The organism is Planctomycetia bacterium (genome assembly GCA_021413845.1).
In the GTDB taxonomy this organism is placed as follows: domain Bacteria; phylum Planctomycetota; class Planctomycetia; order Pirellulales; family PNKZ01; genus PNKZ01.
The window spans coordinates 132,245-157,420 of the sequence record JAIOPP010000026.1; the positions used below are offsets into that span (position 1 = coordinate 132,245).

Annotated in this window: 26 protein-coding genes and 1 tRNA gene; 10 read left to right on the forward strand and 17 right to left on the reverse strand. The window is 58.8% G+C overall.

What is annotated here, in order from left to right; translation table 11 throughout:
* Positions 1–4: 4 nt before the first annotated feature.
* The 7 genes from K8U03_05940 to K8U03_05970 all read right to left on the reverse strand — a co-directional run bounded on the left by K8U03_05940 (position 5) and on the right by K8U03_05970 (position 8,094).
* Positions 5–3,043, reverse strand: a complete 3,039-nt coding sequence (locus K8U03_05940) for a phage tail length tape measure family protein (GenBank protein ID MCE9604432.1) — start codon at positions 3,041–3,043, stop codon at positions 5–7.
* A complete protein-coding gene (locus K8U03_05945; GenBank protein ID MCE9604433.1) occupies positions 3,043–3,621 on the reverse strand; it encodes a hypothetical protein in 579 nt (192 codons plus the stop codon). The genes K8U03_05940 and K8U03_05945 overlap by 1 nt, the downstream gene beginning before the upstream one ends.
* Positions 3,621–4,205 carry a hypothetical protein gene (locus K8U03_05950; protein MCE9604434.1) on the reverse strand — a complete coding sequence of 195 codons (585 nt, stop codon included), beginning with the start codon at positions 4,203–4,205 and terminating at the stop codon, positions 3,621–3,623. Before K8U03_05950 ends, K8U03_05945 begins: the two co-directional genes overlap by 1 nt.
* Positions 4,205–5,755, reverse strand: a complete 1,551-nt coding sequence (locus K8U03_05955) for a phage terminase family protein (protein MCE9604435.1) — start codon at positions 5,753–5,755, stop codon at positions 4,205–4,207. Before K8U03_05955 ends, K8U03_05950 begins: the two co-directional genes overlap by 1 nt.
* On the reverse strand, positions 5,748–6,131 hold the full coding sequence (locus tag K8U03_05960; GenBank protein ID MCE9604436.1) for a hypothetical protein: 384 nt from the start codon (positions 6,129–6,131) through the stop codon (positions 5,748–5,750). Before K8U03_05960 ends, K8U03_05955 begins: the two co-directional genes overlap by 8 nt.
* 78 nt (positions 6,132–6,209) lie before the next feature.
* Complete coding sequence (locus K8U03_05965) at positions 6,210–7,595, reverse strand: phage major capsid protein (GenBank protein ID MCE9604437.1); 1,386 nt, start codon at positions 7,593–7,595, stop codon at positions 6,210–6,212.
* Positions 7,596–7,791: 196 nt separating this feature from the next.
* Positions 7,792–8,094, reverse strand: coding sequence for a helix-turn-helix domain-containing protein (locus tag K8U03_05970; GenBank protein ID MCE9604438.1), 303 nt, complete (start codon positions 8,092–8,094; stop codon positions 7,792–7,794).
* A 367-nt stretch (positions 8,095–8,461) separates the two neighbouring features.
* On the opposite strand from K8U03_05970, the gene K8U03_05975 reads away from it, so the two are divergent.
* Entirely contained in the window at positions 8,462–9,871 is a 1,410-nt protein-coding gene (locus tag K8U03_05975; protein MCE9604439.1) for a DUF5906 domain-containing protein, read from the forward strand.
* Positions 9,872–9,944: 73 nt separating this feature from the next.
* Here K8U03_05975 and K8U03_05980 read toward each other — a convergent pair whose 3' ends face one another.
* The 5 genes from K8U03_05980 to K8U03_06000 form a co-directional block, all read right to left on the reverse strand.
* Complete coding sequence (locus K8U03_05980; GenBank protein ID MCE9604440.1) at positions 9,945–10,466, reverse strand: ParB N-terminal domain-containing protein; 522 nt, start codon at positions 10,464–10,466, stop codon at positions 9,945–9,947.
* A 102-nt stretch (positions 10,467–10,568) separates the two neighbouring features.
* Positions 10,569–10,790, reverse strand: coding sequence for a hypothetical protein (locus tag K8U03_05985; protein ID MCE9604441.1), 222 nt, complete (start codon positions 10,788–10,790; stop codon positions 10,569–10,571).
* 86 nt (positions 10,791–10,876) lie between these two features.
* Entirely contained in the window at positions 10,877–11,284 is a 408-nt protein-coding gene (locus tag K8U03_05990; GenBank protein ID MCE9604442.1) for a hypothetical protein, read from the reverse strand.
* Between the two features lie 651 nt (positions 11,285–11,935).
* On the reverse strand, positions 11,936–13,054 hold the full coding sequence (locus K8U03_05995; GenBank protein MCE9604443.1) for a site-specific integrase: 1,119 nt from the start codon (positions 13,052–13,054) through the stop codon (positions 11,936–11,938).
* Positions 13,055–13,333: 279 nt separating this feature from the next.
* Positions 13,334–13,407 (reverse strand) — tRNA-Val (locus tag K8U03_06000).
* Between the two features lie 369 nt (positions 13,408–13,776).
* Here K8U03_06000 and K8U03_06005 point away from each other — a divergent pair.
* The 3 genes from K8U03_06005 to K8U03_06015 all read left to right on the forward strand — a co-directional run bounded on the left by K8U03_06005 (position 13,777) and on the right by K8U03_06015 (position 16,331).
* Positions 13,777–14,517 carry an NTP transferase domain-containing protein gene (locus K8U03_06005; GenBank protein MCE9604444.1) on the forward strand — a complete coding sequence of 247 codons (741 nt, stop codon included), beginning with the start codon at positions 13,777–13,779 and terminating at the stop codon, positions 14,515–14,517.
* Positions 14,518–14,533: 16 nt separating this feature from the next.
* Positions 14,534–15,478 carry a ribose-phosphate pyrophosphokinase gene (locus tag K8U03_06010; protein MCE9604445.1) on the forward strand — a complete coding sequence of 315 codons (945 nt, stop codon included), beginning with the start codon at positions 14,534–14,536 and terminating at the stop codon, positions 15,476–15,478.
* Between the two features lie 142 nt (positions 15,479–15,620).
* Positions 15,621–16,331, forward strand: coding sequence for a hypothetical protein (locus tag K8U03_06015; GenBank protein MCE9604446.1), 711 nt, complete (start codon positions 15,621–15,623; stop codon positions 16,329–16,331).
* A gap of 115 nt (positions 16,332–16,446) precedes the next feature.
* Here K8U03_06015 and K8U03_06020 read toward each other — a convergent pair whose 3' ends face one another.
* The 3 genes from K8U03_06020 to K8U03_06030 all read right to left on the reverse strand — a co-directional run bounded on the left by K8U03_06020 (position 16,447) and on the right by K8U03_06030 (position 17,746).
* Entirely contained in the window at positions 16,447–16,701 is a 255-nt protein-coding gene (locus K8U03_06020; GenBank protein MCE9604447.1) for a hypothetical protein, read from the reverse strand.
* A 3-nt stretch (positions 16,702–16,704) separates the two neighbouring features.
* The gene (locus K8U03_06025; protein MCE9604448.1) at positions 16,705–17,538 is read right to left on the reverse strand and encodes a hypothetical protein; all 834 of its coding nucleotides are present in this window, start codon (positions 17,536–17,538) and stop codon (positions 16,705–16,707) included.
* Between the two features lie 82 nt (positions 17,539–17,620).
* A complete protein-coding gene (locus K8U03_06030) occupies positions 17,621–17,746 on the reverse strand; it encodes a hemin uptake protein HemP (protein MCE9604449.1) in 126 nt (41 codons plus the stop codon).
* Positions 17,747–18,517: 771 nt separating this feature from the next.
* Here K8U03_06030 and K8U03_06035 point away from each other — a divergent pair.
* The 6 genes from K8U03_06035 (at position 18,518) to dnaB (ending at position 23,202) form a co-directional block, all read left to right on the forward strand.
* Positions 18,518–19,138, forward strand: a complete 621-nt coding sequence (locus K8U03_06035; GenBank protein MCE9604450.1) for a 50S ribosomal protein L25 — start codon at positions 18,518–18,520, stop codon at positions 19,136–19,138.
* A 53-nt stretch (positions 19,139–19,191) separates the two neighbouring features.
* Positions 19,192–19,761 (forward strand): aminoacyl-tRNA hydrolase, encoded by a 570-nt coding sequence (pth, locus tag K8U03_06040; protein ID MCE9604451.1) that lies wholly within the window; start codon positions 19,192–19,194, stop codon positions 19,759–19,761.
* A 126-nt stretch (positions 19,762–19,887) separates the two neighbouring features.
* Positions 19,888–20,319 carry a 30S ribosomal protein S6 gene (gene rpsF / locus K8U03_06045; protein MCE9604452.1) on the forward strand — a complete coding sequence of 144 codons (432 nt, stop codon included), beginning with the start codon at positions 19,888–19,890 and terminating at the stop codon, positions 20,317–20,319.
* Positions 20,320–20,407: 88 nt separating this feature from the next.
* Complete coding sequence (gene ssb / locus K8U03_06050) at positions 20,408–20,929, forward strand: single-stranded DNA-binding protein (protein ID MCE9604453.1); 522 nt, start codon at positions 20,408–20,410, stop codon at positions 20,927–20,929.
* A 152-nt stretch (positions 20,930–21,081) separates the two neighbouring features.
* The gene (rplI, locus tag K8U03_06055; protein MCE9604454.1) at positions 21,082–21,621 is read left to right on the forward strand and encodes a 50S ribosomal protein L9; all 540 of its coding nucleotides are present in this window, start codon (positions 21,082–21,084) and stop codon (positions 21,619–21,621) included.
* A 162-nt stretch (positions 21,622–21,783) separates the two neighbouring features.
* Positions 21,784–23,202 (forward strand): replicative DNA helicase, encoded by a 1,419-nt coding sequence (dnaB, locus tag K8U03_06060; GenBank protein ID MCE9604455.1) that lies wholly within the window; start codon positions 21,784–21,786, stop codon positions 23,200–23,202.
* Positions 23,203–23,307: 105 nt separating this feature from the next.
* Here dnaB and K8U03_06065 read toward each other — a convergent pair whose 3' ends face one another.
* Together K8U03_06065 and K8U03_06070 are read right to left on the reverse strand one after the other, a co-directional pair.
* A complete protein-coding gene (locus tag K8U03_06065; protein MCE9604456.1) occupies positions 23,308–24,390 on the reverse strand; it encodes a hypothetical protein in 1,083 nt (360 codons plus the stop codon).
* Positions 24,391–24,443: 53 nt separating this feature from the next.
* Positions 24,444–25,166 carry a hypothetical protein gene (locus tag K8U03_06070; protein ID MCE9604457.1) on the reverse strand — a complete coding sequence of 241 codons (723 nt, stop codon included), beginning with the start codon at positions 25,164–25,166 and terminating at the stop codon, positions 24,444–24,446.
* Between the last annotated feature and the right edge of the window lie 10 nt (positions 25,167–25,176).

Here is a 25,176-nt window from a genome sequence, read left to right on the forward strand (position 1 = left end):
CCCCTTATTTATTGTCAAGCGAACGCTTCGCCCCGACGTTGATTCCGCGACGGATCATTTCATGTTCGATACGGTCGGCCTGTTCGCGAACGTCTCCGGCACCATAGATATTGAACGTCACGGCCTGCTTCTTATCACCCACCGCAATGAGTGACGCCAAGTCGTAACCTGCCTCACGACGAGCTTGTTTGGCCCGTTCTTCCTTTTCCAACTCACGTGCTTTGTACGACTCGGTATGCACCTTCTCGGCTTGGACCCTCTCCTCGGCTTCCTGGCGAAGGACTTCCATCTTGTGCTGCTGCAATCCGTTCATTTCCTTCTGCAGGTCATTCAAGGCTTGTATCCCGCCCCCGAAGCTGGCCGCGTTAATGCGGGCCTGCTCCATGCGAGCCGCGACGTTGTCGATCGCCAGTCCTAACTTGGCTACCGGGTCGGTCGTCTGTTGCATGACGGCCTCTAGAGTCGCCATGCCCGCTCCGATACCCGACATGGCGTTGCTAAAGTGGCTGCTGATCTGCTGAGCCATACCGAAGATCGAGTCCATCATTCCACCGCCGCCACCACCCATCAACGCATCGTCGGCCTGACGTGCCGCGATAATGTTCTGCCGCTTCTCTTTGGCACTTATCGCTCGCTGCCCGGCCGTCTGCTTTCCGATGTCGCCTTCCTTTTTCGCATCGGCGATCAACTGTTCGACGGTCTTTTTACTGCCATCACGAATCGCCTGATACGTTTTCGCCCAAGCGTCGGTGATGACCTTCAGTTGCTCGATGTTCGCGGCGCGAGCGTCGCCCGTCGAATTCTTAATCCGGACCATTGTGGCCTGGTACTCATCGGATAACGACTTGAGCCCGCGTTTCTGCTCCGGGGAAATGCCGGCGACACCGAGAGCGTTTTGAAACTGTTGGCCGGACGATGCAATCTTCTTTTGCAGCTCGTTCCTGGTCATCTTTTGCAGGCTAGCGAAGTCGTCGGTCGGCTTGGCCTCGCCGAACGCTTTCGGCTTCACCGCTTTCGCGAACACTTCGGCACCTTTGGACGCGGCGGCCGTCACTCGATCGAAGTAGAGCTTTTGCATCTCGGCCGAGGCCGTGAGGCTGGCCGTTGCGTTGGTCATGATCGAGTTTCGGATCTTCATGAACGCTTCGTCCGAGTAGTCGGGCATCTTCGACAGCACATGCCGATAGTTGACGAGCATTGTTTCGATGTTCGCGACGTCGACCGCTTCCCCTTCCTTCGGCGTCATCGCCTTGCGGATGTCGTCGGCCATCTCCTTGAACATCCCGAGCGATTCGCCATGCGTGGCGCTGCCGAGTGCGGCCTTCGTCGTGCCGTCCATGCCCGTAAGGTTCAGCGGCGTTGCCCGCCCCTTCGCTCGCTCGGCTTCACGCTCGGCGAATTCCTTCGCCTTCTTTTCGGACTGCTCCATCCGCTCATCGTGTGCATCGAACATCTTGGCCGATGCCTTCACGGCCGAATCGGCTGACGCCAGATGGAATGCCCGTTGCTCACCTTCGCTCTTGGCGGCTTTGTGCAAACTCTCCCTTACGCGGGCTTCGGTCGCATCCCACATCTTCGCGTTGTAACCGGGCATCAATTCGAGCGATGCTTTGTATTTTCGCAGGATGTCGTCGATGGCCGTCTTGCTCTTGTCGTCTACCCTCATGTACGAGAAGTCGAACTTGAGGTCCGGGGCGAGCGTCTTCAACTCGTCCTGCATCCCGCTGATGAAGCTGCGGGCTTGATCGGATCCAACGGAAGCGAGATCGCTTTTCCCCGCGGCCGTGCCGGCGAACGCTACGGCCGCATCGGCTGCCTTGGTCCGGTCGATCGGTACGACGGTCGGAGCGGCGGCCGTCGACGATCCATCCGAGGTAGCCGTTACCAATGCCGTGCCGGTCGACGTAACCACGGGTTGACCTGGCTTTGCAGCCGATGGCTTGGACTTCGTAGCCGGTGCCGGGCCGATCTCTTGTTCAAAGAGCATCGCTTCCGACTTGGCATGTAGTGCTTTCGCTTCGTCGCGAAGCTGCTTGGCTTTTTGCATGTCGCCGCTTCGAGCGGCCCATTGAGCATCGGCCTCCATAGCCTTCGCTTCCAACCGCATCTGAATACCGTTGGCCCGCTTCACATCCCCCTCGAACATTGCGAAGCCGAGAGCGAAGCCGTCGAACATCTTGCCGAAGATGCTGGCAGTAGCGTCGATCATGCCGCCGCTCGTGTCGGCAAGGTCGCGAAGGGAAGGGGCGAGTTCTTCGCCGATCCGCTCCTTCATGTCGCCCATTTTCTTGTTCACACGATCGAGCGAGCCACCGAGCGAATCGTTAAGTTCTTTTGCCGTTCCGGCGTACCGCGATTTGAGTTCATCGAGGATAACCTGCTGCGCCTTCATCGTGTCGCCCGACGCCATCAACCGCTTCACGAGAGCCGTTTGCTCGTCGGTGAATGCGACACCTTGGCGACGGAGTAATGCCATGCCGCGTTCCGGGTCGGTCAACGCCTTGCCGAGCATCGTGACGGCCGGCTCCAACGACATGCCGAGTGCCGAAGCCATATCGACCGCGGCTACCATCGTATCGCGGAAGACGTCCCCTTTGATCTCTTTCATGCTGGCGAGCAACGCCATCGTGCTCAATGCCGCATCGTCCTCGAATTTCGACGTCTCGTGAATCTGCGTAGCGAGTGCCTTCATCTGTTCAAGCGTGAAGTCGGCCGCGTTGCCCGTCGCGCGGATGGCGGCCGACGCTCGGATCTCCGACGCTTCGGCTTCCGCGAAAGCATGGATGCCGTCGATGGCGAAGTTCATCGCCTGGTCTGCGATGCGAGACTTGATCCGGTCCATCGCCGAGCCGAGAGCGGCAGTCATCTCGCCGAACTTGCCGGTGAGCCGGCCGAACGACGAACCGCTATCGGCGGCGAGCCCGTCGAAGTTTTCGCCCATGTCCTTGCGCAGCGCCGCGATAGCCGCTTCCGCTTCATGCGAGCCCTTTTTAAGCCCGTCTACGTTTAAGCCGAGTTCGCCGGCGAGTGCAAAAATATCCATTATTCGTCAATCTTCCCTGTGCGGAGTAGGTTTACTAATCGCGTGCGAAGTCGGTTCAAGATTCGATCACTTACCAGCGGCCACGAGCCGCGAAACGGCGGAGCGAATTCTTCGGTGCTGGAATTGTTGGCCTTCGCGAGTTGCTTTTCGAGCGTGGCCCGACGCTTGCTGCCGCTGCGAGTGCGGCCGAATTTATCTTGGAGATCCTGGATGCCCATGTCCTTCGCGGCCCAATGGATGATGGGCGACATCCCTTCCTTCCAGATGCTCACGGCCTTAATCAGCCCGCGTGCGTTTTCCCCGCCTAGCTCAAGGTACTTGAGATAATCGAGGTTGCTGCCGACCGCTCCGGAGATACGGCCGCTCTCGTCTTGCGCGGCTGCCCGAATCTGGATCGACGCACGAGCAAGCCCGTTGTCGATCGGCATGTGCCTTTGGATCTCTCGACCCCATATCGCGAGCCCGGCATTTAGTTCCGCGATCACAACCTTCGGGCCGGCAAGTCGGATCGCTGCAAGGTAGCCGATCGCCTTCGCATACGACTCCTCATTGATCTTGAACGTCGTACCGTCGGCCATTACAAAACCAGTGCATCGGGATTCGATCCGACTGCTACCGCCGACAACTCGGCAAGATCCCAATCGGTGAACCGAAGAATCTCGCACGTGCCCGACACCGGGTTGCCGTCTTGATTGACGCCCTCGGTAGCGACTTCATCGATCGAGAATGCCCGGCCGATGAAGCCGATCGAAAACGCTTTCAAAATCCCGGCGTCGAACATCCGATGAATGTTCGCCGAGAACGGATCGCCCAAGTCGAAGCGAGCTACGACGTCGATGAAGTCAGATTGAAGCATCAACTCCGGAACGGTGCCGAGCGGCAGGTTGCCGCGGACGGCATCGAGCCCATGTTGCCAGAGCAAAACTGGATTGCGGACGAAGCTGGATGCATCGCAGCCGGCCGGATCGACGATCGTGTCGTGCCGATCGATGGCGAGAGTGTTGATTCGAGCGTGAACTTCCGCCGGCAGTGGCTCGTTCTTCTTTCGCACTGCCACCTCGCGACGAACCGCGACGATCGATGGCGAGGCATGCCGGAGCACGGTGCCTTCACCGATGGCACGCTTCGCACGTTCAATGAGTTCTCTCGTCGATCGTTGCATTAGAACCTTCCATTAAGTTGAATTGCGTTGGGGCTTGGTTCGCCGCTGAACCAGGGGTGTAATCGTTTCGGCTGGTCAGGCCGCGGCTTCGCACGTTCTGCGGCAACCATCGCTTCGATGCGGCCGTAGACGTCGGGCAATGGGCCTTCGGCGAACATGATGCCGGGCCGGCCGAGAGCATCGGTCGATCGGGAACCGTGGAGCATGAGAGCGAGAGCGATGGCACGATCGGCGTGGCCGGCAGCCCCACGCTCGGCGTCAATGCGATAGCCGTAGGACTTCTCTACGACCTTCAGCGATCGGAGATCGTCGAGCAACGCGGCATCGTTGTACAACTCGATCTGCCCTTCGGAGAACGTCTCGACGGTAGCCGATGCCATCTTCTGCAAGTTGGGACCGGAGAACGGCACCTCATGCACGGAGATTCCCCGGCTGCGCAACCGTTGGGCAAGCAACTCGGCCTGCCACGGATCGTAGAAGAGATCGAAGCCGTACTCTTTATGGAGTCGAACGATCTCTTCTTCGAGCTTCATCAAGTCGAGAGTCTTACCCGGTTCCGCCTTCCATGAATCCGTATGTGCGAGCCTCACACGGCCGCCGTTCGCTTCACAACCGCCGATGGCGATCGCCGATGCGTCACGTTTGATTCCGAGATCGAGGCCGGCGATGAACGTCGCACCGACGAACGATTCGCGAGTTGGCTTTTCGTGCATCGTGATCGCACGGAGAATGTCGGCTTCGGTGATCGCATCGCCTTGGCCGGTCGTCCACTTGTTCAACCAGAGGCGATCGAACGCAACGGGCGGCAGAATGCGACGTTGTTCGGCGAGATGTTTCGGACTAATCCACGAGGCTTGCGGGCCGTCGATCGTAGAGAAGTGCCAGTCGGCATCGCTACCTTCCGAGCCGAGTCGAGCGGCTTCGCGGAAATTCCATTGCCACGATTTACCCTGACCGACGCCGGCGTTGGAAATCGTGACGAGCATGCACGTTCCCTTTTTCGCGGCAGCCGAGAAAAGAGAAACGAACAACGCCTCGTTGATCCAGTGCGTAATTTCATCGAGCACGATGAAGTCCGGAGTCAATCCGTAAGAGGATGCGGCATCTGCCGATAGAATCTCAAGCGTCGAACCGCTTCGCTTGTTTACGACCTTGTAGGCTTGCACCTCAAGAAATTGAGACAGCCACGGATTGAGTGAGATAAGTTTTTCGATCGCATCGCGAAGCAAGCGAGCTTGATCCTTGTCGGCCGCCGCGGCGACTCCCGAAATCATGCGTTGCGTAGCGAACAATACCCATGAGACTTGCACGGCGAGATCGGCAGTCTTGCTATGACCACGCGGACGCTCAAAATAGGCGCGGAGTTTTACCGGACCCGTGATCGTCTTGTTCCGTGCGACCGCTTTCCATCCATTGTCGACGGACGCGAAGTCGGCGGCCTGCCAAGGATCGAGTTTCGATCCGAGCAACTCCGGGCCTGTGTCGGTCTCAATGAAGAGAGCTTCACGAAAAGCCCGCGGCGAGGAAAACATTTCCGGTAACTTAACCATTCGCCTTCGCCTTCTCCTTGTCGTACACGAGGCCGTCTAACGTCTTGCCGTCATCCTCGATACGGAGATCGGCGATCGGCTTATCGCGGGCCGTAATGCTGGATCGCATGTCGCGCATGATCGTCAGCTTTTGGTCGGTGGTCAGGTCCGCTTGCGTCGTGAGGAAATGCAACAACAGGCGGTAGATCGTTTCGTGCCTGTGGGCCGATTGGATCAATGCTTGTTCTCGTGGGCCGATAGAATTGCGGAGATTGAGCACCGCCGTTTCGAGAAGGTTGCGGAGCTTGCGTCCTTCGCGTGCGATGTGCTCGCATCCCGCGGGCAGTAGTCCGCTCGTAAGGTCTCGTCTTGCTCCGTGCTTGACTCGTGCCGCCATGCTTGCCTCTGATAAACCGAGCCCGCCGGCCGTGCGGAAATCCCTTAGCGCACGACCGGCGAACGTCGGATTCGGTTCTTAGCTGATGCCCGTGAGCAGCCTCGATCGCACAAACGCGACCGACGTAGGCGGTGCCTGGTATCGCGAGCCCTGTCGCTCGCTGATGCGAATCCAGGTCTGCCCTTTTTCCCAGCTGTCGCCGGCCTGATCGGTTGTCGAGAGCAACAGAATTCCGCGGTCCCACACGCAGAAATTTTTCATTGCGCCAATTCCGACATAGTTATTCGGCAAGGAGTTATTGACGATGACTGGCCGACCGAGAATGTAAGGTCTCATCGCAGTCGTGGCGTCTTGGACGAAAATCGGGCGACCGCTCAAGTCGACGAGTCCGGAGCACGCGCCGAGCACGACCTGATTCATCTGCCATACGCAACTTGGATCCGTAGACCAGCGAATGTCTACTCGGAACAGGAGCTTGTTCAAGTTTGCGTACGAGATCGACGTGACACCGGCGACATCCGTGATGCCGCTCGAATGGTAGATGCCGGTCGGTTCGTTCGTGCCGGTGCCGATTGCAGTAGCACGCTCACGCTCGGTACGCATCGCTTCCGTAATGAGCTTCTGAACGATTTCGATAACCGAAGGGTCGGAATCCTCGATGACGTTGTTCGTCATCTTCGTCATCGCCGAACGACGGTACATCGTGTACGTCCCCTCGCCGAACGTGGGCTGCGATTCATCGAACGCCGCGGTCTCCGCTCCGTACGTGACCACCGGCACGGCAGAAATCGTTGGGTGCGTCCCATCGTTATTCAGGGTCGGAATCTTCGTCGCGAGGTCGTACAGCGAAGTAAGCGGCAACGGATCGGTGATCAACAATTTCAGATAGCCGGCCGGGATTGCGAATCCCCCCGCGTTTCCGGTGCCGGCCGAGAGCAGCCGTTTATTCCATTCGTGTTTCGCGTAGGCGTGCGGCTGTCGGCAGTCGGTAATGACGGCCCGGCAGAAGTCGGCGAGCAGAGTGCGCTCTTCGTTTTTCGACGGCTCGCCGAAGATGATCGAAGCGGCACGCTTGTTCCGTTCGTCGGGATTTTCCTGCGACGCTTCGTGGAACTGCCCGAGATACCGACGGTCGATCCAATCGCCCGGAGGAAGGCCGCGAGATTCCCGCCGCGGTTCCGGCAGAACGTACCCGTCGATGACTTCTCGGACTTCTCGGGTCGTGTTGCGCTGGCGACTGAGATCGCCGTGCATGGCACGCTCCACGAAATCATCTCCCTCGTCTCCCTCTTCGTCGCGAGCCGGATTGTTCGGCACGTTGGGCGTTCGTCTTGCAGGCGACGTCGCTCGGGTTAAGGCTGGCTTGATCGGATCTCGTGCCGGCCCGCTGTCGGTAATGACGCGGCGTCCGGCTTGCATATCGCGAGTCGAGTAGCCCGGACCCCAGTTGTATTTGTTGGACATTCGTTCTTCCTGAACTTGTTTTTTTGTGGCTAACACTTCCCGGCGTCGCCACATTCCTCCCGGCAGGAACTTCTCCGAGGCGATTCGCATCCCGCGACAGCCGACGTCCCGAGGGACCGCATACATCGCGTTCGTCGCATCGCCCCGGAGACGTCGCCGGGTCTATCGCTTCGTGCCGAAGCACGTTGCATCCTTCTTAACAGCCGGCCGCCGCCAGCTTTCCATCAGCGAGCTTTGCGGCCCGCTCCAATTGCAGATCCGTTCGCACAATCGTCGCAGGTGCGGACGGCTCGTCTCGCAGGCCGCTTGTCAGGGCCATCCAGTTATTCAAGTCGTTTTCGAGAATTGCGTTGCGACCACCGATCATGAAGAAACGCAGCTTGTGACCCTTCACGCCGACTCGCCGCCAACTGTAGACCGTCTCGACGCGCACCCCGGCCAACTCGGCAACCTCTTGGACCGTGTATCGCTTTTGCGCCAATCGTTCCGTAGGACTCATCTCGTCACCTCTGAAAAAAGTTACAACGCTCGTCATCTCCCGGCTGACCGGTGAAATTGATTCACATTGGTCTGCTTGAAATCTATGCGTTACCTTGCGGTTGCGAGGTCCAAGGTCAAACTTTCTGGCCGCTGATGCTTCGCAAGATTCGGGGCATGGTGGGTGTGGCGGGTCGAGAACTGTTTTTAGGAAACTATTCATCATGCATGCGTAAGGGAACTTTTGGAAAAACGCCCCCTGACCCACCATACCCACCATGCAGTTCGTCGCTCGCTCGGAATTCAGTCGCAGGCAGGAACTCGCAAACGCAAAGTTCCGCATAGATTTCATGGCGGGTGTGGTGGAGGTTCACAAAAGGAAGGCAGCCATGAGTCAGAAAGCAAGGAAGCAAGGTCGGGTGTCGAGTATCGATATCGATCGCAAATTGACCGACACTGCTAACGGTCAGCGGTTTATCCGGCAGCACGCGGGAAACGTCCTGTTCGTACGGAAATGGAACAAGTGGATTGCCTGGTCCGGCCGGCTTTGGGACGTCAGCGGCGACGTGCAAGAACTCGCCAAGAAAACCGGGGATGCAATCTGGCGAGAGGTAGCGAAGGTAAGTTCCGAGGGGTACGACGTCAGGGACTTACTTCGACATGCCAAGTACGCGCATTCGGTGCGTGGAATGCGGGCGATGGCGAGTTCGGCGGCGAGCGATCCGAGCGTGCAAGTGGAATGCACGTCGCTCGATGCCGAGCCGATGCTGCTCTGTCTCCCGGATGGCACGCTCGATCTCGCCATCGGAGAACTAAGGGACCATCGGCGAGATGACTACATCACGCAAATGATTCGGACTGAATACGATTCAGCGGCCGAATGCCCGCGGTGGATTAAGTTCGTCAATGAGGTGATGGACGGCAAGGAAGACATGGTCGCCTATCTGCAAAAAGCAGTCGGCTATAGCCTTACCGGCGAGACGAAAGAGGAAGCGTTGTTCGTCCTCTACGGCGACGGCGCGAACGGTAAGTCAACCTTCGTCGAAACGATCTCGGCGCTGATGGGGTCTTACGCCGGCGTCGCCTCGCACGACTTGCTCTTGTCGAAGGGAGTCTCGCACCCGACCGAGATTGCGTCGATGTTCGGCAAGCGTATCGTCACCTGCTCCGAGACGGAGTACGGCCGCTCGTGGTCCGAGGCGATGGTGAAAAAACTTTCTAGTCGTGAACCGATCGCCGCTCGGCGGATGTACGAAGACGAATGGAGTTTCACGCCGACGCAAAAAATCTGGCTGTCCACGAACCATCGCCCGAAAGTTCGCGGGGTCGACAACGGAATTTGGCGGAGACTCAAGATGATTCCGTTCACGGTGACGTTCCCGCCCGAGCGCAGAAATAAAAATCTTTCCGCCGAGTTGCGAGCAGAGCTTCCCGGCATCTTGGCGTGGGCGGTCCGCGGTTGCATGAACTGGCAACGCGACGGGCTGCTCGACCCTCCCGACGTGGAGCGGGCAACAACCGACTACCGAATCGCCGAAGACGTAGTTCGTCGCTTCGTCGGCGAGGAGTGCATCCAAGGCGATGACCAAATTCGTACGCCTGCGATCACGATGTATGAGAAGTTCTCGGCATGGTGCAAAGCCAGCGGCGAGGAGGCGATGACGAGCACGATGTTCGGCATCCGCATGAAAGAACTCTGTGAGACGGGCACGGCCGGCTTCCGAAGGAAGGCGATGACCACAGGTATGTTCTACCTTGGCATCGCACCGCGAGCGGCATCGCATGGCATAGCTGCCTAAACCACGCAGTTATGGTTTTCAGCGTGTCCGCGCGAACACGCTATTCTGGGTGGGTCGCATACGAATCACGCTGCTAACTCTTGCCTAGCTTCTTACCCAGCTTGCCGGGCTTGCTGGCGTCCGGTGTCCGCGCGGACACCGTTGGTTTTTTGCGTCTGGGCGTTTTACTCTGCATGGTGCCTTTCGGCCTAAGCAGTTCCGGCTTTACAGAACGCAACCCGGTTTCGAGCGGCTTGTTTTCTTCTCGGGCTTTGCGGCACAGCAGGAGCATACCGTTGAGCAAAGTCATGGCTCGCTCCAACTCAGCGGCATCCGGTTGCCGCGACGCTACGTTTATCGTCGTAACGTGAGCGAGCATTTCCTCGACCGACCCAACGAACTCGGTGAATGGATAATCGATGTCGAGTTGAGCGGCGATCGCGGCCCTGTGCTGGCCGTCGACGATCACGAGTTTTCCTCTTTCTTCCGGATTTTTCCAGACGACAAGCGGGGTCTTCACGCCGTTCTTCCGGATGTCGTCTGTCAACTCGGCGACTCTCTCTACCGAGTGCATCCGCCATAAGCCGCAGACATCGTGTACGTCGTGGCGAATCATCATTCGATCTCCGTGGAAGGGTCGCCTAGTTATATCGTGGCGAGTAAGCAAATAGAAACGAAAATGCCCGGCGAATTGCTAGCTCGCCGGGCATCGGGTTTATCATCGCTGCAACTCTACACTCATCGCGTTTCTTGTTGCAAAGCAAGTCGCATTCACCTTCTCCACGAACTTCTCTTTGGCCCACTTATTTTCGATAGTCTGTCTCGCCAAGTTTCGGATTTGGCCCTTCACGCCCGGGCGAATCTTATTCGTGCCCAGTTTGAAGCAGCCGTAAAAACTAGCGATTTCGACACCCTCATTCATGAGATCATTGATATTCATGCACCACCTCGATTTGATAGTCACAACACCCGACCTGCCAACCTACCAGACGATTCCACGTTGCGAGGTCTCGCCATCGGATTCGTCTATCCGCAGCTATCTAGCGACTTTCGGTATCGCGCTACCTCGGCATCCTCTAGATGGTCCCAATCGGGAGACGTTGCACCGACAACCCGCTGCCGTCCAAGATCGACGAGCGGTATCTGCCGGAGGAGTTGCTTCGCAAACGGGATTTGTAGATCCAGTTGCACGACCACGGCACGTTTACATTCCTTGCACACGCTCGGATGATTGAACGTCTCCGCGGTCTGGTACAACTCGGCGAGTTCCATCTCCGTGACGCCGGGGATGGCGACGTTGTCGACGAAAGTCTGACCGTCGATATGCTCGACGAGCAGCGCGAAGATCGTGACCTTCGCAGTTACCGTGCGTGGCGGGAGAGGCTTCGGCCGCTTCGTGGATATCTTCTTCGGCTTGGTGGTGGTGGTGCTCATACGGTCACCGCCTTTCGGGACCGGGCACGTACGACCTGAACCGGCGGGGCCTTCGGGATTCGCAGTTCGACGATCGCGTCTATGGCGATCCGGTTCGTCGCTGATGCGGCCCAGTCCATGCCGCATAGGCTCTCTTGATAGACATCGTAGATGCTGGCGTTTCCGTCGTCATCGTACTCAATCGCGAAGCAGAGTTCTTGCCGCACGAAACTAGGTCGAATTGTCGTCTCTAAGTCTGGAACCGTATCCATTTTGCGTTCTCCGTAAACGACCGCGAGCCCGGCAACTCTTTTTATCAGCGCCCATAGGAACGCCCCGAACGCCTTGATCCCCGCCAATGCGGATCAAATCTAGAACGCTCGGAAAAGCTGCCGGGCTCGCGGCCCGTAATGTTGGATTACGCATCGTCATGTCGCCTATGCTTGGTCGCTCGGTGGTGATAAAGCCACTGATGAACGACGCACGTATCATCATCATCGATCAAATAAAAATCAAGACCGCTTCGCTTGGACCTCGCAACGGGTTCTCATCGATTAGTATCTTCCTAGTTGAATGCCGTGCGTTTTTTCCTCGATAGTTTGGCGCACGGCACCGCAACACCCGACCCATCGGCATGTTTCCCTCAAGTTTTCATGCCGATGGGTTTTTTCGTTAGCCGAGTTCACGCGCCACACGCTCGGCAGTCTTCCAGTCGCGAGCCGCGTACATCTGAGTGATGTCTGCTCTCGAATGACCGAGCACGTTCGACGCGGCTTCGAGCCCGAACTTCTCACGGATCTCGGTAGCGGCCGAATGGCGAAGTCGATTCGGAGCCCATGTCCATCGCTCCCGCCAGAGGTTCGCTTCCTCGCGGCGAGTCTCTTCCGCCTTGAGCAACGCTTCAGGCATCGGTTGCTTCGCTCGCTTGTGGCGTTGATACGCGGCCGAGTATTCCTTCGACGCCGCACGTAGCTCGATGGGCATGCCGAACGCCTGCTCGCACGCTCGCGTGATCGCACGACGATAGGTGTCCTCGCTGTAGCAGAGACCCGGGGCACGCTTAGGCTTGCGTGTACGACGCCTCACAGCGGCATCCGGATTCTTCATCTTGTCGGCATTCTGCTGAGCGACGACTTCCGCCGGCGAGAAGCAGTAGTCGGTAGCGGGGCGATCGAGATACGGAAGCAAGATCGCTTGTGCCTTCGGGCCGAACATGATGCGACGATCGTGGCCGTGATGCTCGGTCTTGTGATGCGAGGGGCGATAGGACCACACGTCGCCCTTACGATCGACGTCGCACGGACGCATGATGCAGAGTTCCGTAGGCCGACAGCCGACGAGCCGTTGCAGCCGGACCATATCGGCCACGACCGGGGGCAGGTGCGGCAGCGTGGACTCGACCACGGCATCGTCGACCGGTACGACGGGCTTCGTTTCGCGAGCCTCGCCCTTGCCCTTCCTGGGACCGGAGACGCATTGGAGAGCTTGGAGCGTGGTCACGGCCACAAGCTGATTGGCTGCCGCCCACTTGAAGATGCGACGCACGTTGCGAATGAGGCTCTGAATGTACGAGCGGGATAGGTCGTCGGCCACCATCCGTTGGATGATCGCTTGGAGAGCGAGCGGCCCGAAGTCCTCAGCCTGAGTGCTGCCGTAAGTCGTGCGGAGATAGCGTAGGGCGATCTTGATCCCGTCGATCCTGCCGCCGTAATAGGGTTCCGCGAAGGCGAGGTACTTGACGAGTAGTTCGCTGAGCAGCAGGGGCGGGAAGCCGCTGTTGGTGCGTGGCATCGACCGGCCGTTCGCCATCCATTCGCCGACGATCCGATCGTACGCGAGGCGGCTGGCCGACTTGGGGCTATTGCTCCACGGGCCGAGGGGTACCTGCCGTCCCTCTAGGCGGACGAACGCTTGGCCCGAGCGTCGATGACGCGAGTATTTCGGGGGCCTACTGACGAGCTTTGGCACTGGCTGAATCTCCGAGATAAGTTCCCAAGCGTGGATGTCCACGTTTGGAGATTACCAGGGAAACTCGCCGTGCGAGGTCCTAAGTCGTTACTAGATAAGAAGTGGGCGATACAGGACTCGAACCTGTGACCCCTAGCTTGTCGAGCTAGTGCTCTAACCAACTGAGCTAATCGCCCTCGCGCGGCCGCCGGGCGGAATTCGAAGCGTGTTGGTTACGCGCTTCTCCGACGGCGACAGACTTCCAAGTGTGCCTTCCGTTTCGGTGATCGTCAAGGGTCGGCAAGCGAATCCGGGCAGCTCGTTGCCTGCTCCGAGTCGCACTGGCGTTAAAGTTTGCCTGAGCGGTACGAGCGACGACCGGGGGCGATGCGGATTTCGGGCGTACTTCCCGTTGCTCACGCTTAAAGAACCGCGTAGCTAAGCACGTCGGCGGCTCGCTTCCGAAGTCCCGTTCGCCCCTAGTTTCGGAATGAAGTTCCGGGCAAGATACGGCGTGCCTCGCTGGAGCGAGGGCGGGGGATTACGGCAATGGAGCGCAAGGGACTATGAGCGAAGTACGAGCCATCGTGTTGGCGGCCGGGCAGGGGACGCGCATGAAGTCGGACTTGCCGAAAGTGCTGGTTCCGGTCGACGGGCGGCCGATGATCGATTACGTCGTCGACATGCTCGCCGCCTGCGGCATCGCGCAAACGATCGTCGTCGTCGGCTATCGATCGGAATTGGTTCGCGAACATTTGGCCGGTCGGCCGGGTCTTGTCTTCGTCGAACAAACCGAGCGCAAGGGGACCGGGCATGCCGTGATGATGTGTCGGGATGCGCTCGCAGGTTTCTCGGGGCAAGTCGTCATCGTTGCCGGCGATTCTCCTTTGATCCGTCCCGAATCCATCTCGGCGTTGCTGGCAGAGCACCAACGAAACGGAACCGCTTGCTTGCTCGGAACCGCTCATAAGGAAGACCCCACCGGCCTGGGGCGCATCGTCCGCGATGCCTCGGGGAAGTTCGTCGGGATCGTCGAAGAAAAGGATGCCACGCCGGAGCAGCGTCGGATCACGGAAGTGAATATGAGTTGCTACGTCTTCACGAGCCAGGCTTTGCTGCGCTCGCTCGAGCGGTTGCGTGCCGACAATGCTCAGAAAGAGTATTATCTCACGGACTGTCCCGGCATTCTGCGCGCGGCGGGAGACGAAGTCGACGCGCTGGCCGTGCTCACCCCTCGCGAAACTCTCAGCATCAATACCACCGACGAACTCGCCATCGTAGAAGCGGCGATGAAGGGGCGAAGCTAACTCCATGGGTTATGTGATGAACGACCTCAAAATCTTCAGCGGGCGTTCCAATCCGTCGCTCACGGCGCGGATTTGCGAATATGTCGGCATTCCTCAGGGGCATCTCGCCCTGACGAGTTTTCCCGACAGTGAGATCTCGTGCAAGCTCGAAGAAAACGTGCGCGGGCGCGATGTCTATCTCGTGCAAAGCACCTGTTCGCCGGTGAACGAGACCTTGATGGAATTGCTCGTCATGATCGACACGTGCAAGCGTGCAAGCGCCGAGCGCGTAACGGCCGTAATTCCGTACTTCGGTTACGCGCGGCAAGATCGCAAGGATGAAGGCCGAGTGCCGATCACGGCGAAGCTCGTCGCGAATCTGATCGAGCGTTCCGGAGCCGATCGCGTGTTGACGATGGATCTGCATGCCGCGCAGATTCAAGGCTTCTTCGATTTGCCGGTCGACCACTTATACGCCGCGCCGGTCTTAAACGATCACTTCAAGGAGATGAACTTCGCGCTCGACGACGTCGTCGTGGTGAGTCCCGACGAGGGGAGCATCAAGCGTGCGCTGGGGCATGCGAAACGGATGGGAGTTCGCTTGGCGATCGTCGATAAGCGCCGCTCGAGCGCGGAGAAGACGAAGCAAGAGAACATCCTCGGCGCGCCGATCGAGGGAAAGATTTGTCTCATGTTCGACGACATGATCAGCACGGCCGGGTCGATTTGCGGCGCCGCGGAGAAGGTGGCGGAAGCAGGTGCGCGAGAAATCTACGTCGCCACGACGCACGGCATTCTCTGCGGCAACGCCATCGCGAACTTGCAGCAAGCTCCGATCAAAAAAGTGATTCTAACCGACACGATTCCGCTGCTTCCGGAACGAAAGCTGCCGAAGATGACGATCCTCAGCGTTGCCCCGCTCTTGGGCGAGGCGATCAAGCGGATTCATCGCAACGAATCGGTGAGCCGGTTGTTTACCTAACGCGCATGCTTCATAATAAGCCGCTCGGGAGCGAGCCATCCGCAGGGCCGGTAGCCAAGCTCATGTGAACCGCCGTCGTCCGTCGAGCGCGGTTCGAAACAACTCTTGGTTTTATCGAAACGGTGATTTTATGTGGAAGCGAATGACGTCTCGTTCGTTGTTGGGATTGGCTGCGTTGTTGGTCGGCGTATCGTCGGCCGGTGCGCATTTCGTCTGGATCGAAACGACTGCCAAAGAAGGCCAATTGCTGGTGCGCAGCGGCTTCGGCGAGTCGGGCGGTTGGGATATCGACCTCGTCGACAAGATCAAGGCCACGAAGTATTGGGCCCGAACCGGGGGCGTTCTCGAACCGCTGGCATTGCCGCTCGACACTACGGAAAAAGAATATCGGGCCAAGATCACGGGCAAGGCTCCGTCGGCCATCATCGGGCAATGCGATTACGGCGTCATTCAATTCGGAAATAGTCCGGCGTCGCTGTTGCGCTACACTGCGAAGAGCCTCGTCGGTGCGCCGGCAGCTTGGCAAGATTCGACTCCTAATAAAGACCTGCGTATCGAACTCATCGCATCGGTCGAAGGGGAAGCCGTGAAGTTGCAGGCGTTGTTTCTCGGTAAGCCGCTCGCCGATGCAAAGATTAAGGCCGATATTCCGGACGGCAAAAGCGTGGAATTCAAGACCGACTCGACCGGAACGGCTCATTGGCCGCTCGTCGGTGGGGGAACGTATCGTTGCTACGTCGGCACGACGACGAAAAAGCCCGGCGAACTCGACGGCAAGAAATACGATGTGCTGAAAGATTACACCTCGCTGACGTTCGAGATCGGCGGAGACAAGGTAGCGACGAAGAAATAAGCCGCCGCTCGCGGTTAGGTTTGCCATTAACCAGCGACATTACGAACAACGGCCGCCGTGGCGATCATCGCGCGGCGGCCGTGTTGTTGAATGAACGGCGTTCATCGAGCGATGCTTATCGTGTCGGCGCCGGGCGTTGCGTGCCACGCCGCAGCGGGTCGTAGGTGCGTAGCGGCGGCCGCTCGTCGGTCAACGTCTTTTCGAGCGTGCGGACTTCCATCAGCCAGCGCTCGCTCCGGCGATGCCGAACCTTAAAGACGCGATCGGCCGCCTCGATGAAGAGTCGGCGTGCGATCGGTGCGATCACGAAGCCCAGGCTCATCGCCATGGCGACGCCGAAATGGACGGCGGTAAGACGCAAGAGTTCCATGGGTCATATTCCTCGGGTTCGAGGCATTTCGACGGCATTTCGACCGGCGTGAGCGGTATCGAGCTGCTTCGCTCCGGCGCCGCTGCGCGCGCGATCGAGCGAGTGTTGGGCGAGCCGTGCGAGCGCGGAGTCGCGCCTGGCGATGTCGCCGTGGCGCTCGAACACGCGCGCCATGAACCGCACGCACGTTTGGCAGTTCATGTCCGCAATCCGCAGCGGCGCGAAGAGCATGTACGACTCTTCCCAATTACCGGAGCGAGCACAGAGCACCGCCAGGCTGATGCGATACAGACGCGAGTCGGGAGCGAGCGAGATGGCGCGCCGCAACAGCGGCACCACGCACTCCAGCGGGTAATCGAGCTTATTCATATAGTACGCCATCGCGTACAACGCTTCGTCTTGCTCGGGCTCGCGCTGCGAAGCATCGCGGCAAACTTCGAGCGCTTGCTGGTATTCGCCGATGAGCCCCAACGCGGCGGTCAGGCCGGGAAGCATGATCGCCGGAAGATCGGAACGCGTGACGAGAAAGTTTAAGATCGTTCTCGCATCGTCTTTCTTGCCGCAGCGTCGATACACGTCGGCCATCGCCAGCTGCGCGGCGGGCGAAAGGGGGACCAGCGTCGAGGCGACTTCGAATGCGCGGCAGGCCGACGAATAGCGGCGTTGCGCGTGCCAGAGCAAGCCCTGCAACTGGATGAAGCGGCCGTCGTCCGGGAAGCGAAGCAAGGCTACGCGCAAAAGCTCTTCGCATTGCGGCAGTTCGCCGTGCTCGTAGTGACGATACATCGCTTCGTGCAGCAGTTGCGAATCGTCTTGTTCCGTCGTCGAAAAATCCATCTTCGTTAACTCCAGAAAACGATGCCGTCTAAGGGTGGGGAGAGAGGCGAGAGGTGACTTCTGCATGCCGAATGCAGGAGGATCATTTCTGCAAGATGAGGCGGTTTTGATTGGTGATCGACATGCGGTAGATCATGCCGCGGTGCTCGATGTGGATGATTCGGGACTCGCCGAACAGGCTCTTGGAGTTGATGATTCGCGCCGCCATGGGAAGCTCGGCGCCGGCATCGGTCGATTCGGAAAATTGCGGCTCGGAAGTGCGGAACTCCGGCTGGTCGGAGTCGGTCATATACATGGTTGTGCCCTGTGCATGCATGAGTGTTGGGGAACGAAATCCTGCCTCTCTGGGCAGAAAACTCAGGCAAGACGTTGGCGAAACCATGAGCAATCCTTGCTCGATGCCCGTTTCTTGATGATAATGAGTCTCAGTAGCGATAAAATACAAAGTTGACCGGCGGTTGTCAAATGTTTTCTAGCTGACCGTCGCATTAAGTGATCGCGGAAAGGCTGCGATCCCGGCGTCGACTTGGTCGGCCTGCTTCATCTTTATAGACCAGATGGAAATGGTCCGAATAAGTAGAGTTTGCCGAGCAGCTTCCACTCAGATCGAGGTCTTTCTTTAGCGAGAATCTGAAGGGCGAATCTCGGTTTTTTCTGTCTCGAAAAGGCTCCAGCAGTCGCCCCTAATTTTCTCGTTCCCCTGGGGTTGCTAATAAGTCGAATTCTTGGAGAATAGACCGACTCGGCGGTCCGCTAGCGGCACCGTCATACCCATCGCAAGACGCGCGACGCGCCGTTTTTACGCTGGAGTAGCGAGTGTTGGAGTCGTGCTGTCGAAACGTAAAGCTTGCGTTTCCCCGGCCGGTATCCGGCGTTTCTAAGATGGGTTTGGGTTTACGTCGGTCATCACGCCACGCGAGTTTCGCTTGGCGATCGCATAATTTCTCGCATTTGAGATCGTTTTTTTCGGGTGTCATCCATGTCGGAAGTGTTCCACGTCAGTCTGCGTGAAGAAACCGGTTCTCGTAACATGCATCGGCTTCGCCGCGCGGGCAAAGTCCCGGCGGTGCTATACGGTCACGGCCAGCCGAGCATGAATCTCGCGCTTGGGTCGGATGAGGTGAAGGCCCTGGTTCGCCACGGTGCCCGCGTCGTCGATCTCGAAGGAGCGGTCGCCGAGAAGGCGTTCGTTCGCGAACTGCAATGGGACACGTTCGGTCGCGAGGTCTTGCACCTCGACCTGACGCGCGTCTCGGCCGATGAGCGCGTGACGGTGGAAGTGCAGATCGAGCTCAAGGGGGATGCCCAGGGGGTGAAAGACGGCGGCGTGCTCGACTTCCAAACGCACAGCGTCGAAATCGAGTGCTTGGTCGTCGCGATTCCGGAGAAGCTCATTCTCCGCGTCGGCGGCCTGAAGCTCGACGCGCACCTCAATGCCGATCAAATCGAATTGCCGACCGGTGCGACGCTCGTGACCGATGCCCATACTTGCATCGTTTCCTGTGCGAAGCCGATCGACATCAGTGAAACGGCTGCCGGCGACGGCGCCGAACCGGAAGTGATCGGTCGTAAGGCCGGTGAAGAAGCTGCCGACGAATAAGAATCGATGAGTAAGAGTCGTGATTCGGGGCGGCGGGATGGCCCGCGAAAGGCATGAAGCTGATCGTCGGCTTGGGAAACCCCGGCAAGAAGTACGAAGGAACGCGTCACAACGTCGGGTTCGACGTTCTGGCGGCTCTGGCCCGGCGCAACGGCGCCGCCGGAGTCAAGTCGGCGTTCCAGGGAGAGACGACGGACATATTGGTGGGTGGAAGTGAGCGGACCATGTTGCTCTGGCCTCACACGTTCATGAACCGGAGTGGTTCGAGCGTCGTAGGGGCTCGCGACTTTTACAAGCTCACGAACGCCGACTTGCTCGTGGTGTGCGACGATCTGAATCTTCCCCTGGGAAAGCTTCGGGTTCGAGCCAAGGGCTCATCAGGTGGTCAGAAGGGGTTGGAAGACACGATTCGGTGCGTCGGGGGAGACGGCTTTGCGAGGTTGCGAGTCGGCATCGGATCGCCCGCCGACCTGCATGCGGAGATGGACGCGGCCGATTTCGTGCTCGGTAAGTTCGCTAAGGCGGAACGAACCGAGATGGAGATCGCCGTGACGCTGGCTGCCGAGGCCGCCGAGGTTTGGGTTCGCGAAGGGATCGCTGCGTGCATGAATCGCTACAACTGAAATTAAAAATCAATCGAAGTGCTGGTAAGAGGTTGTGGAGTGGTGGATGGTTCGGCGTTTAGGCTCGCCGTTTCGTTCTGATTCCGGTCATCTTCTTCCTAAAAAACGTTTTTGAGGAGTTGCGTCTTGGCTAAGCAAGTTTACGAAGCGATGTTTATTTTCGACTCGAATCGCTTCGCCCGCGATCCGAATGGAACTTCCGGTGCCATCGCGGCATTGGTGCAAAAATTCGGTGGCGAGGTTCTCGCCAGCCGTCTGTGGGAAGAACGCCGACTGGCCTATCCGATCAACGGCCAACGGAAGGGAACCTATTGGTTGACCTACTTCCGTCTCGATAGCCGAGAACTCACCAACTTCAATCGCGAAGGCCAGCTCAACGAGTCGATTCTTCGTTCGCTGGTCTTGAAGGTCGATGCGCGCATCGTCGACGCGCTCGTCAGCCATGCGTTGCAGTCGCCGCAAGAAGCCGCCGCGAAGGCCCGTCGCCCGGAACCGGTCGCTGCGGCCTCCGGTATCGATGTTTCCATTCCGGAAGAAGCGATCGGTTTGAACGACTAGGTGCCTTAAGCGATTAGGCGCAGTGTGCTTGTCTCCCGTTCCTGTGTTTGCGTTTCGTCGGAGCCGGTTCTCTAGAACTTAGAACAGCATGGCGAGTTTCAACAAAGTCATCTTGATGGGCAATCTGACCCGCGATCCCGAGGTGCGTTATACGCCCGGGGGTACGGCGGTGTCGGAGATCGGCCTCGCGGTGAACGATCGTCGCAAAGATGCCAAGGGAGATTGGGTCGACGAAGTCACGTTCGTCGACATCACTCTCTGGGGACGCCAAGCCGAAATCGCCGGTGAATACCTCAACAAGGGCTCGCAGATTTTGGTCGAAGGTCGGCTCAAGCTCGACTCTTGGGAAAAAGATGGTCAGAAGCGGTCGAAGCTGCGCGTGGTCGGAGAGAACATGCGCATGCTCGGCGGCAAGGGCGGGGGCGGAAAAGGGGGCAGCGGACCAGGGCCTGACGAAAGCGAATTCGGCGGCGACGAAGGTCCCCCGCCGAGCGCGAGTTCCGGCTCGAGTTCCTCGCGGCCTCCTGCCGGTCGCGGCAATGCCGGCGGCGGCAATGCCGGTGGCGGACAGCGTCGCCCACCGGTAGACGATGGCGACATTCCATTCTAAGTAGGGCCTGTTCTAAGTCATGCTCGGTTGAATGAATTTCGATCGGCCTGAATTGAGCTAGAACCGATAATCAGTTTGCAGATCTCACGAACTTATTTTTGTAATCGCCGCGAGCTTCCGTCTTGCGGCCCGTTGAAGACGAGGATTTCGTTATGCCAGGTTTGAATAACAAGCGTTTGCCCCGTGCCGCCAACGGCGGCGTCGAACTCATGCTCATCCAAGATGTCGATCATCTCGGCAAGCAAGGGGACGTCGTCAGCGTCAAGCGCGGCTATGCGGCCAACTATCTCTTGCCGCAAGCCTTGGCGACCATCGCCACCGAGCATCACAAGCGGATGGTTGAGAAGCATCGCGCTCGCCTGCAAGAGATTCAAAAGGCCCGCATGGCCGGCCTGCGAAACATGGCCGAAGAATTGGCCAAGCAGAGCGTCACGATCGAAGCCAACGCCAACGACGAAGGCCATCTCTACGGCTCGGTCGGCCCGACGGAAATCGTCAACGCACTCAAGAAGGCCGACTACACGATCACGGCCGATCAGGTTCGCCTCAAGGGCCCGCTCAAGGAACTCGGCCTCTACACGGTCAAGATCCATCTCGGCCACGAGATCGAAAGCGATCTCAAAGTGTGGGTCGTTCCGGCCGTGGCCGACGAACACGCCCATGCCGACAAGCCGGCTGCGGAAAAGAAGTAGTTGGGCTCCCTTCGGGATTCGCAGTTCGACCTAACAGTCGCGTGCAGCTTCCGCTCCGTTATAATCAGGCGGCGTCTACCGAGAACGAATCGGTAGACGCCGTTTTTCATGCGCTCTCCTGCGCTGCGCCGAAGCGTCACACGGAAGGTTTCAGGTTCATTCATGGCGACGCAAGATCGAGATCGTTTTCCGGCCCGTCGCGATAGCGCACCGCAGCGCCCTGCCGCCGAGTTGCTGGAGCGCGCTCCGCCGCATAGCTTGGAAGCGGAAAAAGGGGTACTCGGCAGCCTGTTGCTCGATCCGCGCATGTGCGACGAGGTCGCGATGGTCTTGCGAACCGAGGAGTTTTATTCTCCCGGGCATCGCAAGCTCTACGAAATCATGATGGAGATGCACAATGCGGGGAAGCAGATCGACATCACGCTCTTGCTCGATCGGCTGAAGTCGCAAGGCGATCTCGAAGTTCTCGGCGGCATGTCGTTTCTGATGGACATCGCCGAAAGCGTGCCGACGGCGGCCAATGCCGTTTGGTACGGTGAAATCGTCCGCGATAAGGCGATCGTCCGCGAGTTGATTCACGCCTCGACCGAGATCCTGCGCGACGCCTACGATCAATCGATGGATCCCCGCGAGTTGCTCGCGCAGGCCGAAGCCAAGGTGTTCGGCATCTTGGAAGAGAAGGCGACCGGCGACGTGAAGGGGATGGCCGACATTCTGCATGAAACGATGCTCCGGATCGACGACCGGATCAGTCGCGGCGGCGGCATCGGCGGCATCTCGACCGGCCTGACCGATCTCGATAATCAAACCGGCGGCCTACACGACTCGGAGCTCATCATTCTCGCGGCTCGTCCCAGTATGGGCAAAACGGCGCTCGCGGCGAACATCGCCGAAAACATCGCGATGGGCGAGAGCAAGCAGCCGGTGTTGTTCGTCAGCTTGGAAATGTCGCGGCTCGAGTTGGCCGAGCGTATGCTCTGCTCGCGCGGCCGCATCAACGGTCACAATCTCCGCAATGGCATGCTTTCGTCCGGCGATCGGAAGAAGCTGATCGAAGCTTCGAGCGATCTCAGCCAAGCGCCGATCTTCATCGACGACTCCCCGAGCCGGACGATGACCGAAATCGCCGCGACGGCCCGTCGCTTGAAGCGTCGCGATGGGTTGCGATTGATCGTGATCGATTATTTGCAGCTGATCGAGCCGGATAGCTCGAAAGATCCGCGACAAGAACAAGTCTCGAAGATCGCCCGCCGCCTCAAGGGAATGGCGCGCGAGTTGAAAGTCCCGGTCCTCTGCCTCAGTCAGTTAAACCGGCAGGCGGAAGCCTCGAAAGACAACCGCCCCAAGCTCAGCCACTTACGGGAGTCGGGTGCCATCGAGCAAGACGCCGACGTCGTGATGTTCGTGCATCGCGAAGAGTACTACGTGTCGAACGAAGACGAGAAAGCCAAAGTCGCAGGCAAGGCCGATCTAATCGTCGCCAAACAACGCAACGGCCCGATCGGCGACGTGAAGGTGAAATGGGAAGGGCAGTACACGAAGTTCGTCAACTTGGCGAAAGAAGAATACTCGTTCGACTAAGGCAGTGGTCGGTGGTCAGTGGCCGGTGGTCAGTCGACCGAACCGCTGCGAAGCGTCGCCGCAGATCGTGGATCGCTTGCGATTTCGCGGACGCCTCGTCGCAACTTACACCAGCGACGCGCCGCCTCGCAACTCCGCCTCGTCCGGCAAGTATCCATACGCCGTAGCTTCGTTTTTGTTGGCGTTCAAACGGCGCAAGCAGTATTCATAGCCGGACGCTTCGAGCACTTGCTTGACGTCTTCGAGTTCCGCGTCGTCATCGCGCCCGCGGAACTTCACCGTGACGCAAAAGAAGCGACAACGGCGTTTGCCCAGCCAGTCGGCGAGCAACTCGCGGATCCGATCGGGAAACGCGATGATATCGCTCAGCAGCCAATCGACGGGCACCGGCGGTGCATAGCGAAACGCATCGGCCTGGAGAAATTCCAACCGCGCGTGGCGCATCAAGTCGTCGCGGAGCGGACTTCGATCGATCGCCGTCACGCGGGCCCCTCGCTGGAGCGCCGTATAAGCCCAACTCCCCGGCGCGCTCCCCAGGTCGACGCAGGTCTCGCCCGTCGCGATCGGCCGCCCGAGGCGAATCTCCGCTTCGACCAACTTGGCGAAAGCCCGCGATGGGGCCTCCTTATCGACCGCCGGCTCGATCTCCCCCCCGATGAAGCGCGAGATGCAACGTCGCAGAGTTTGCCGAGTCGGGGCATCGACGATGGAGACGAATCCTTCCGTCGGCGACGTCAAAAGGATTTGCACGAGTGCTTCATTGTCGAGCCACGTCGCTTCCGCCTCGGCATTCATGCGCTTCGCCAAACGTCGGCGAACTTGCTTGAGTTTTTCCAACAACCGTTCGTGAATCAATTGCCCACGCCGGAATCCCGTCGAGCCGTCGGCAAACGGCGTGGCGAAGATGTGTAAGCGCCATGGAACATCGAGTGTGTCGAGCTTCGCGGAGATGCGCTCGCACGCAATGTCGGCCCATTTCCCGATCGATTCGGCTGAGACGGGTTCCGCATCGGGTAGGCATTGGCGCGCGAAGGCGATCGTCGGTGCGAACGAAAGCTCGTTGTTGAGCACCAACTCGACGCGTCCGCCGCCCCTATCGATTTGCGCAGCGTCTCCGAACGTCCGTCTTAGTTCGTCGGCGAGTGCCGATTCCCAATCCGGTTCGCAGGTAAAAACGTGCCGCGTCAACGCAGATCGACTTTCCGAAGCGCTCGTAGAGGCCGCGACCGCGTCGCGCCTGATTAGGTTTCGTCGTCCTGGCGAATGTCGACCTTCAACGCACCGAGCAATTGCATAATTTGCTTTTCCTTGTGTTTGATGAAGGGAACGTTGTCGAGAATGATGGCCCGTTCGTTGGCCGGTTGCAAGATGAGACGACCGGAGTGCAGCAACATATACTCGAAGAGATCGTTGATCTCTTTGTCGATCCGCAGGTTCGGCGCGGCGCGGCGTTCGAGATTGCTCAAGAAGCCGTGGTGGTGCAAGATCTCGTTCGGCCGAACTTCCCAATAGTCGAAGCTGAACGTGAGAAACGCCATCGCAAAGATGCTGCCGACGATCGCCGTGAACGACCAGTAGAATGTTGCATTCGCGAGCGGCCGGAATCGGGCCAGCAACTGCGTAATGGCCGGCAGCAACTCCGGCTTCAGCGTGAACAGCAATACGAGCCCGAGTATCACGGCGGCGATGCAAAAGAACATCGTGAGCGAAGTCGTTCGGGGAAAGTCGAACGCCAGCACGACCAGATTCACCGCCAGCACGGCGAGAAAAACCGTGTTCAACAACACGACGATCTGATGATCTTTGTTCAGGGCGTGGTCTGAAAAGCTGAGATACAGCGCCGTGATGAACCCGAAGATCAGGCTGGGGTACAAGAAGATGATCTTCGGATAGGAAACCAAGATCACGCTCTCGACTTCGTCGTTCGGTTTCTTAAGGGGAGGAGTCGGCGAAGGCTGCGACATAGGGTTCTCT

Excerpts from the sequence above, each read along its gene's own strand:
- K8U03_05940 (MCE9604432.1), bottom strand. The coding sequence starts at position 3,043 with ATGGATATTTTTGCACTCGCCGGCGAACTCGGCTTAAACGTAGACGGG.
- K8U03_05945 (MCE9604433.1), bottom strand. The coding sequence starts at position 3,621 with ATGGCCGACGGTACGACGTTCAAGATCAATGAGGAGTCGTATGCGAAG.
- K8U03_05950 (MCE9604434.1), bottom strand. The coding sequence starts at position 4,205 with ATGCAACGATCGACGAGAGAACTCATTGAACGTGCGAAGCGTGCCATC.
- K8U03_05955 (MCE9604435.1), bottom strand. The coding sequence starts at position 5,755 with ATGGTTAAGTTACCGGAAATGTTTTCCTCGCCGCGGGCTTTTCGTGAA.
- K8U03_05960 (MCE9604436.1), bottom strand. The coding sequence starts at position 6,131 with ATGGCGGCACGAGTCAAGCACGGAGCAAGACGAGACCTTACGAGCGGA.
- K8U03_05965 (MCE9604437.1), bottom strand. The coding sequence starts at position 7,595 with ATGTCCAACAAATACAACTGGGGTCCGGGCTACTCGACTCGCGATATG.
- K8U03_05970 (MCE9604438.1), bottom strand. The coding sequence starts at position 8,094 with ATGAGTCCTACGGAACGATTGGCGCAAAAGCGATACACGGTCCAAGAG.
- K8U03_05975 (MCE9604439.1), top strand. The coding sequence starts at position 8,462 with ATGAGTCAGAAAGCAAGGAAGCAAGGTCGGGTGTCGAGTATCGATATC.
- K8U03_05980 (MCE9604440.1), bottom strand. The coding sequence starts at position 10,466 with ATGATTCGCCACGACGTACACGATGTCTGCGGCTTATGGCGGATGCAC.
- K8U03_05985 (MCE9604441.1), bottom strand. The coding sequence starts at position 10,790 with ATGAATATCAATGATCTCATGAATGAGGGTGTCGAAATCGCTAGTTTT.
- K8U03_05990 (MCE9604442.1), bottom strand. The coding sequence starts at position 11,284 with ATGAGCACCACCACCACCAAGCCGAAGAAGATATCCACGAAGCGGCCG.
- K8U03_05995 (MCE9604443.1), bottom strand. The coding sequence starts at position 13,054 with ATGCCACGCACCAACAGCGGCTTCCCGCCCCTGCTGCTCAGCGAACTA.
- K8U03_06005 (MCE9604444.1), top strand. The coding sequence starts at position 13,777 with ATGAGCGAAGTACGAGCCATCGTGTTGGCGGCCGGGCAGGGGACGCGC.
- K8U03_06010 (MCE9604445.1), top strand. The coding sequence starts at position 14,534 with ATGAACGACCTCAAAATCTTCAGCGGGCGTTCCAATCCGTCGCTCACG.
- K8U03_06015 (MCE9604446.1), top strand. The coding sequence starts at position 15,621 with ATGACGTCTCGTTCGTTGTTGGGATTGGCTGCGTTGTTGGTCGGCGTA.
- K8U03_06020 (MCE9604447.1), bottom strand. The coding sequence starts at position 16,701 with ATGGAACTCTTGCGTCTTACCGCCGTCCATTTCGGCGTCGCCATGGCG.
- K8U03_06025 (MCE9604448.1), bottom strand. The coding sequence starts at position 17,538 with ATGGATTTTTCGACGACGGAACAAGACGATTCGCAACTGCTGCACGAA.
- K8U03_06030 (MCE9604449.1), bottom strand. The coding sequence starts at position 17,746 with ATGGCGGCGCGAATCATCAACTCCAAGAGCCTGTTCGGCGAGTCCCGA.
- K8U03_06035 (MCE9604450.1), top strand. The coding sequence starts at position 18,518 with ATGTCGGAAGTGTTCCACGTCAGTCTGCGTGAAGAAACCGGTTCTCGT.
- pth (MCE9604451.1), top strand. The coding sequence starts at position 19,192 with ATGAAGCTGATCGTCGGCTTGGGAAACCCCGGCAAGAAGTACGAAGGA.
- ssb (MCE9604453.1), top strand. The coding sequence starts at position 20,408 with ATGGCGAGTTTCAACAAAGTCATCTTGATGGGCAATCTGACCCGCGAT.
- rplI (MCE9604454.1), top strand. The coding sequence starts at position 21,082 with ATGCCAGGTTTGAATAACAAGCGTTTGCCCCGTGCCGCCAACGGCGGC.
- dnaB (MCE9604455.1), top strand. The coding sequence starts at position 21,784 with ATGGCGACGCAAGATCGAGATCGTTTTCCGGCCCGTCGCGATAGCGCA.
- K8U03_06070 (MCE9604457.1), bottom strand. The coding sequence starts at position 25,166 with ATGTCGCAGCCTTCGCCGACTCCTCCCCTTAAGAAACCGAACGACGAA.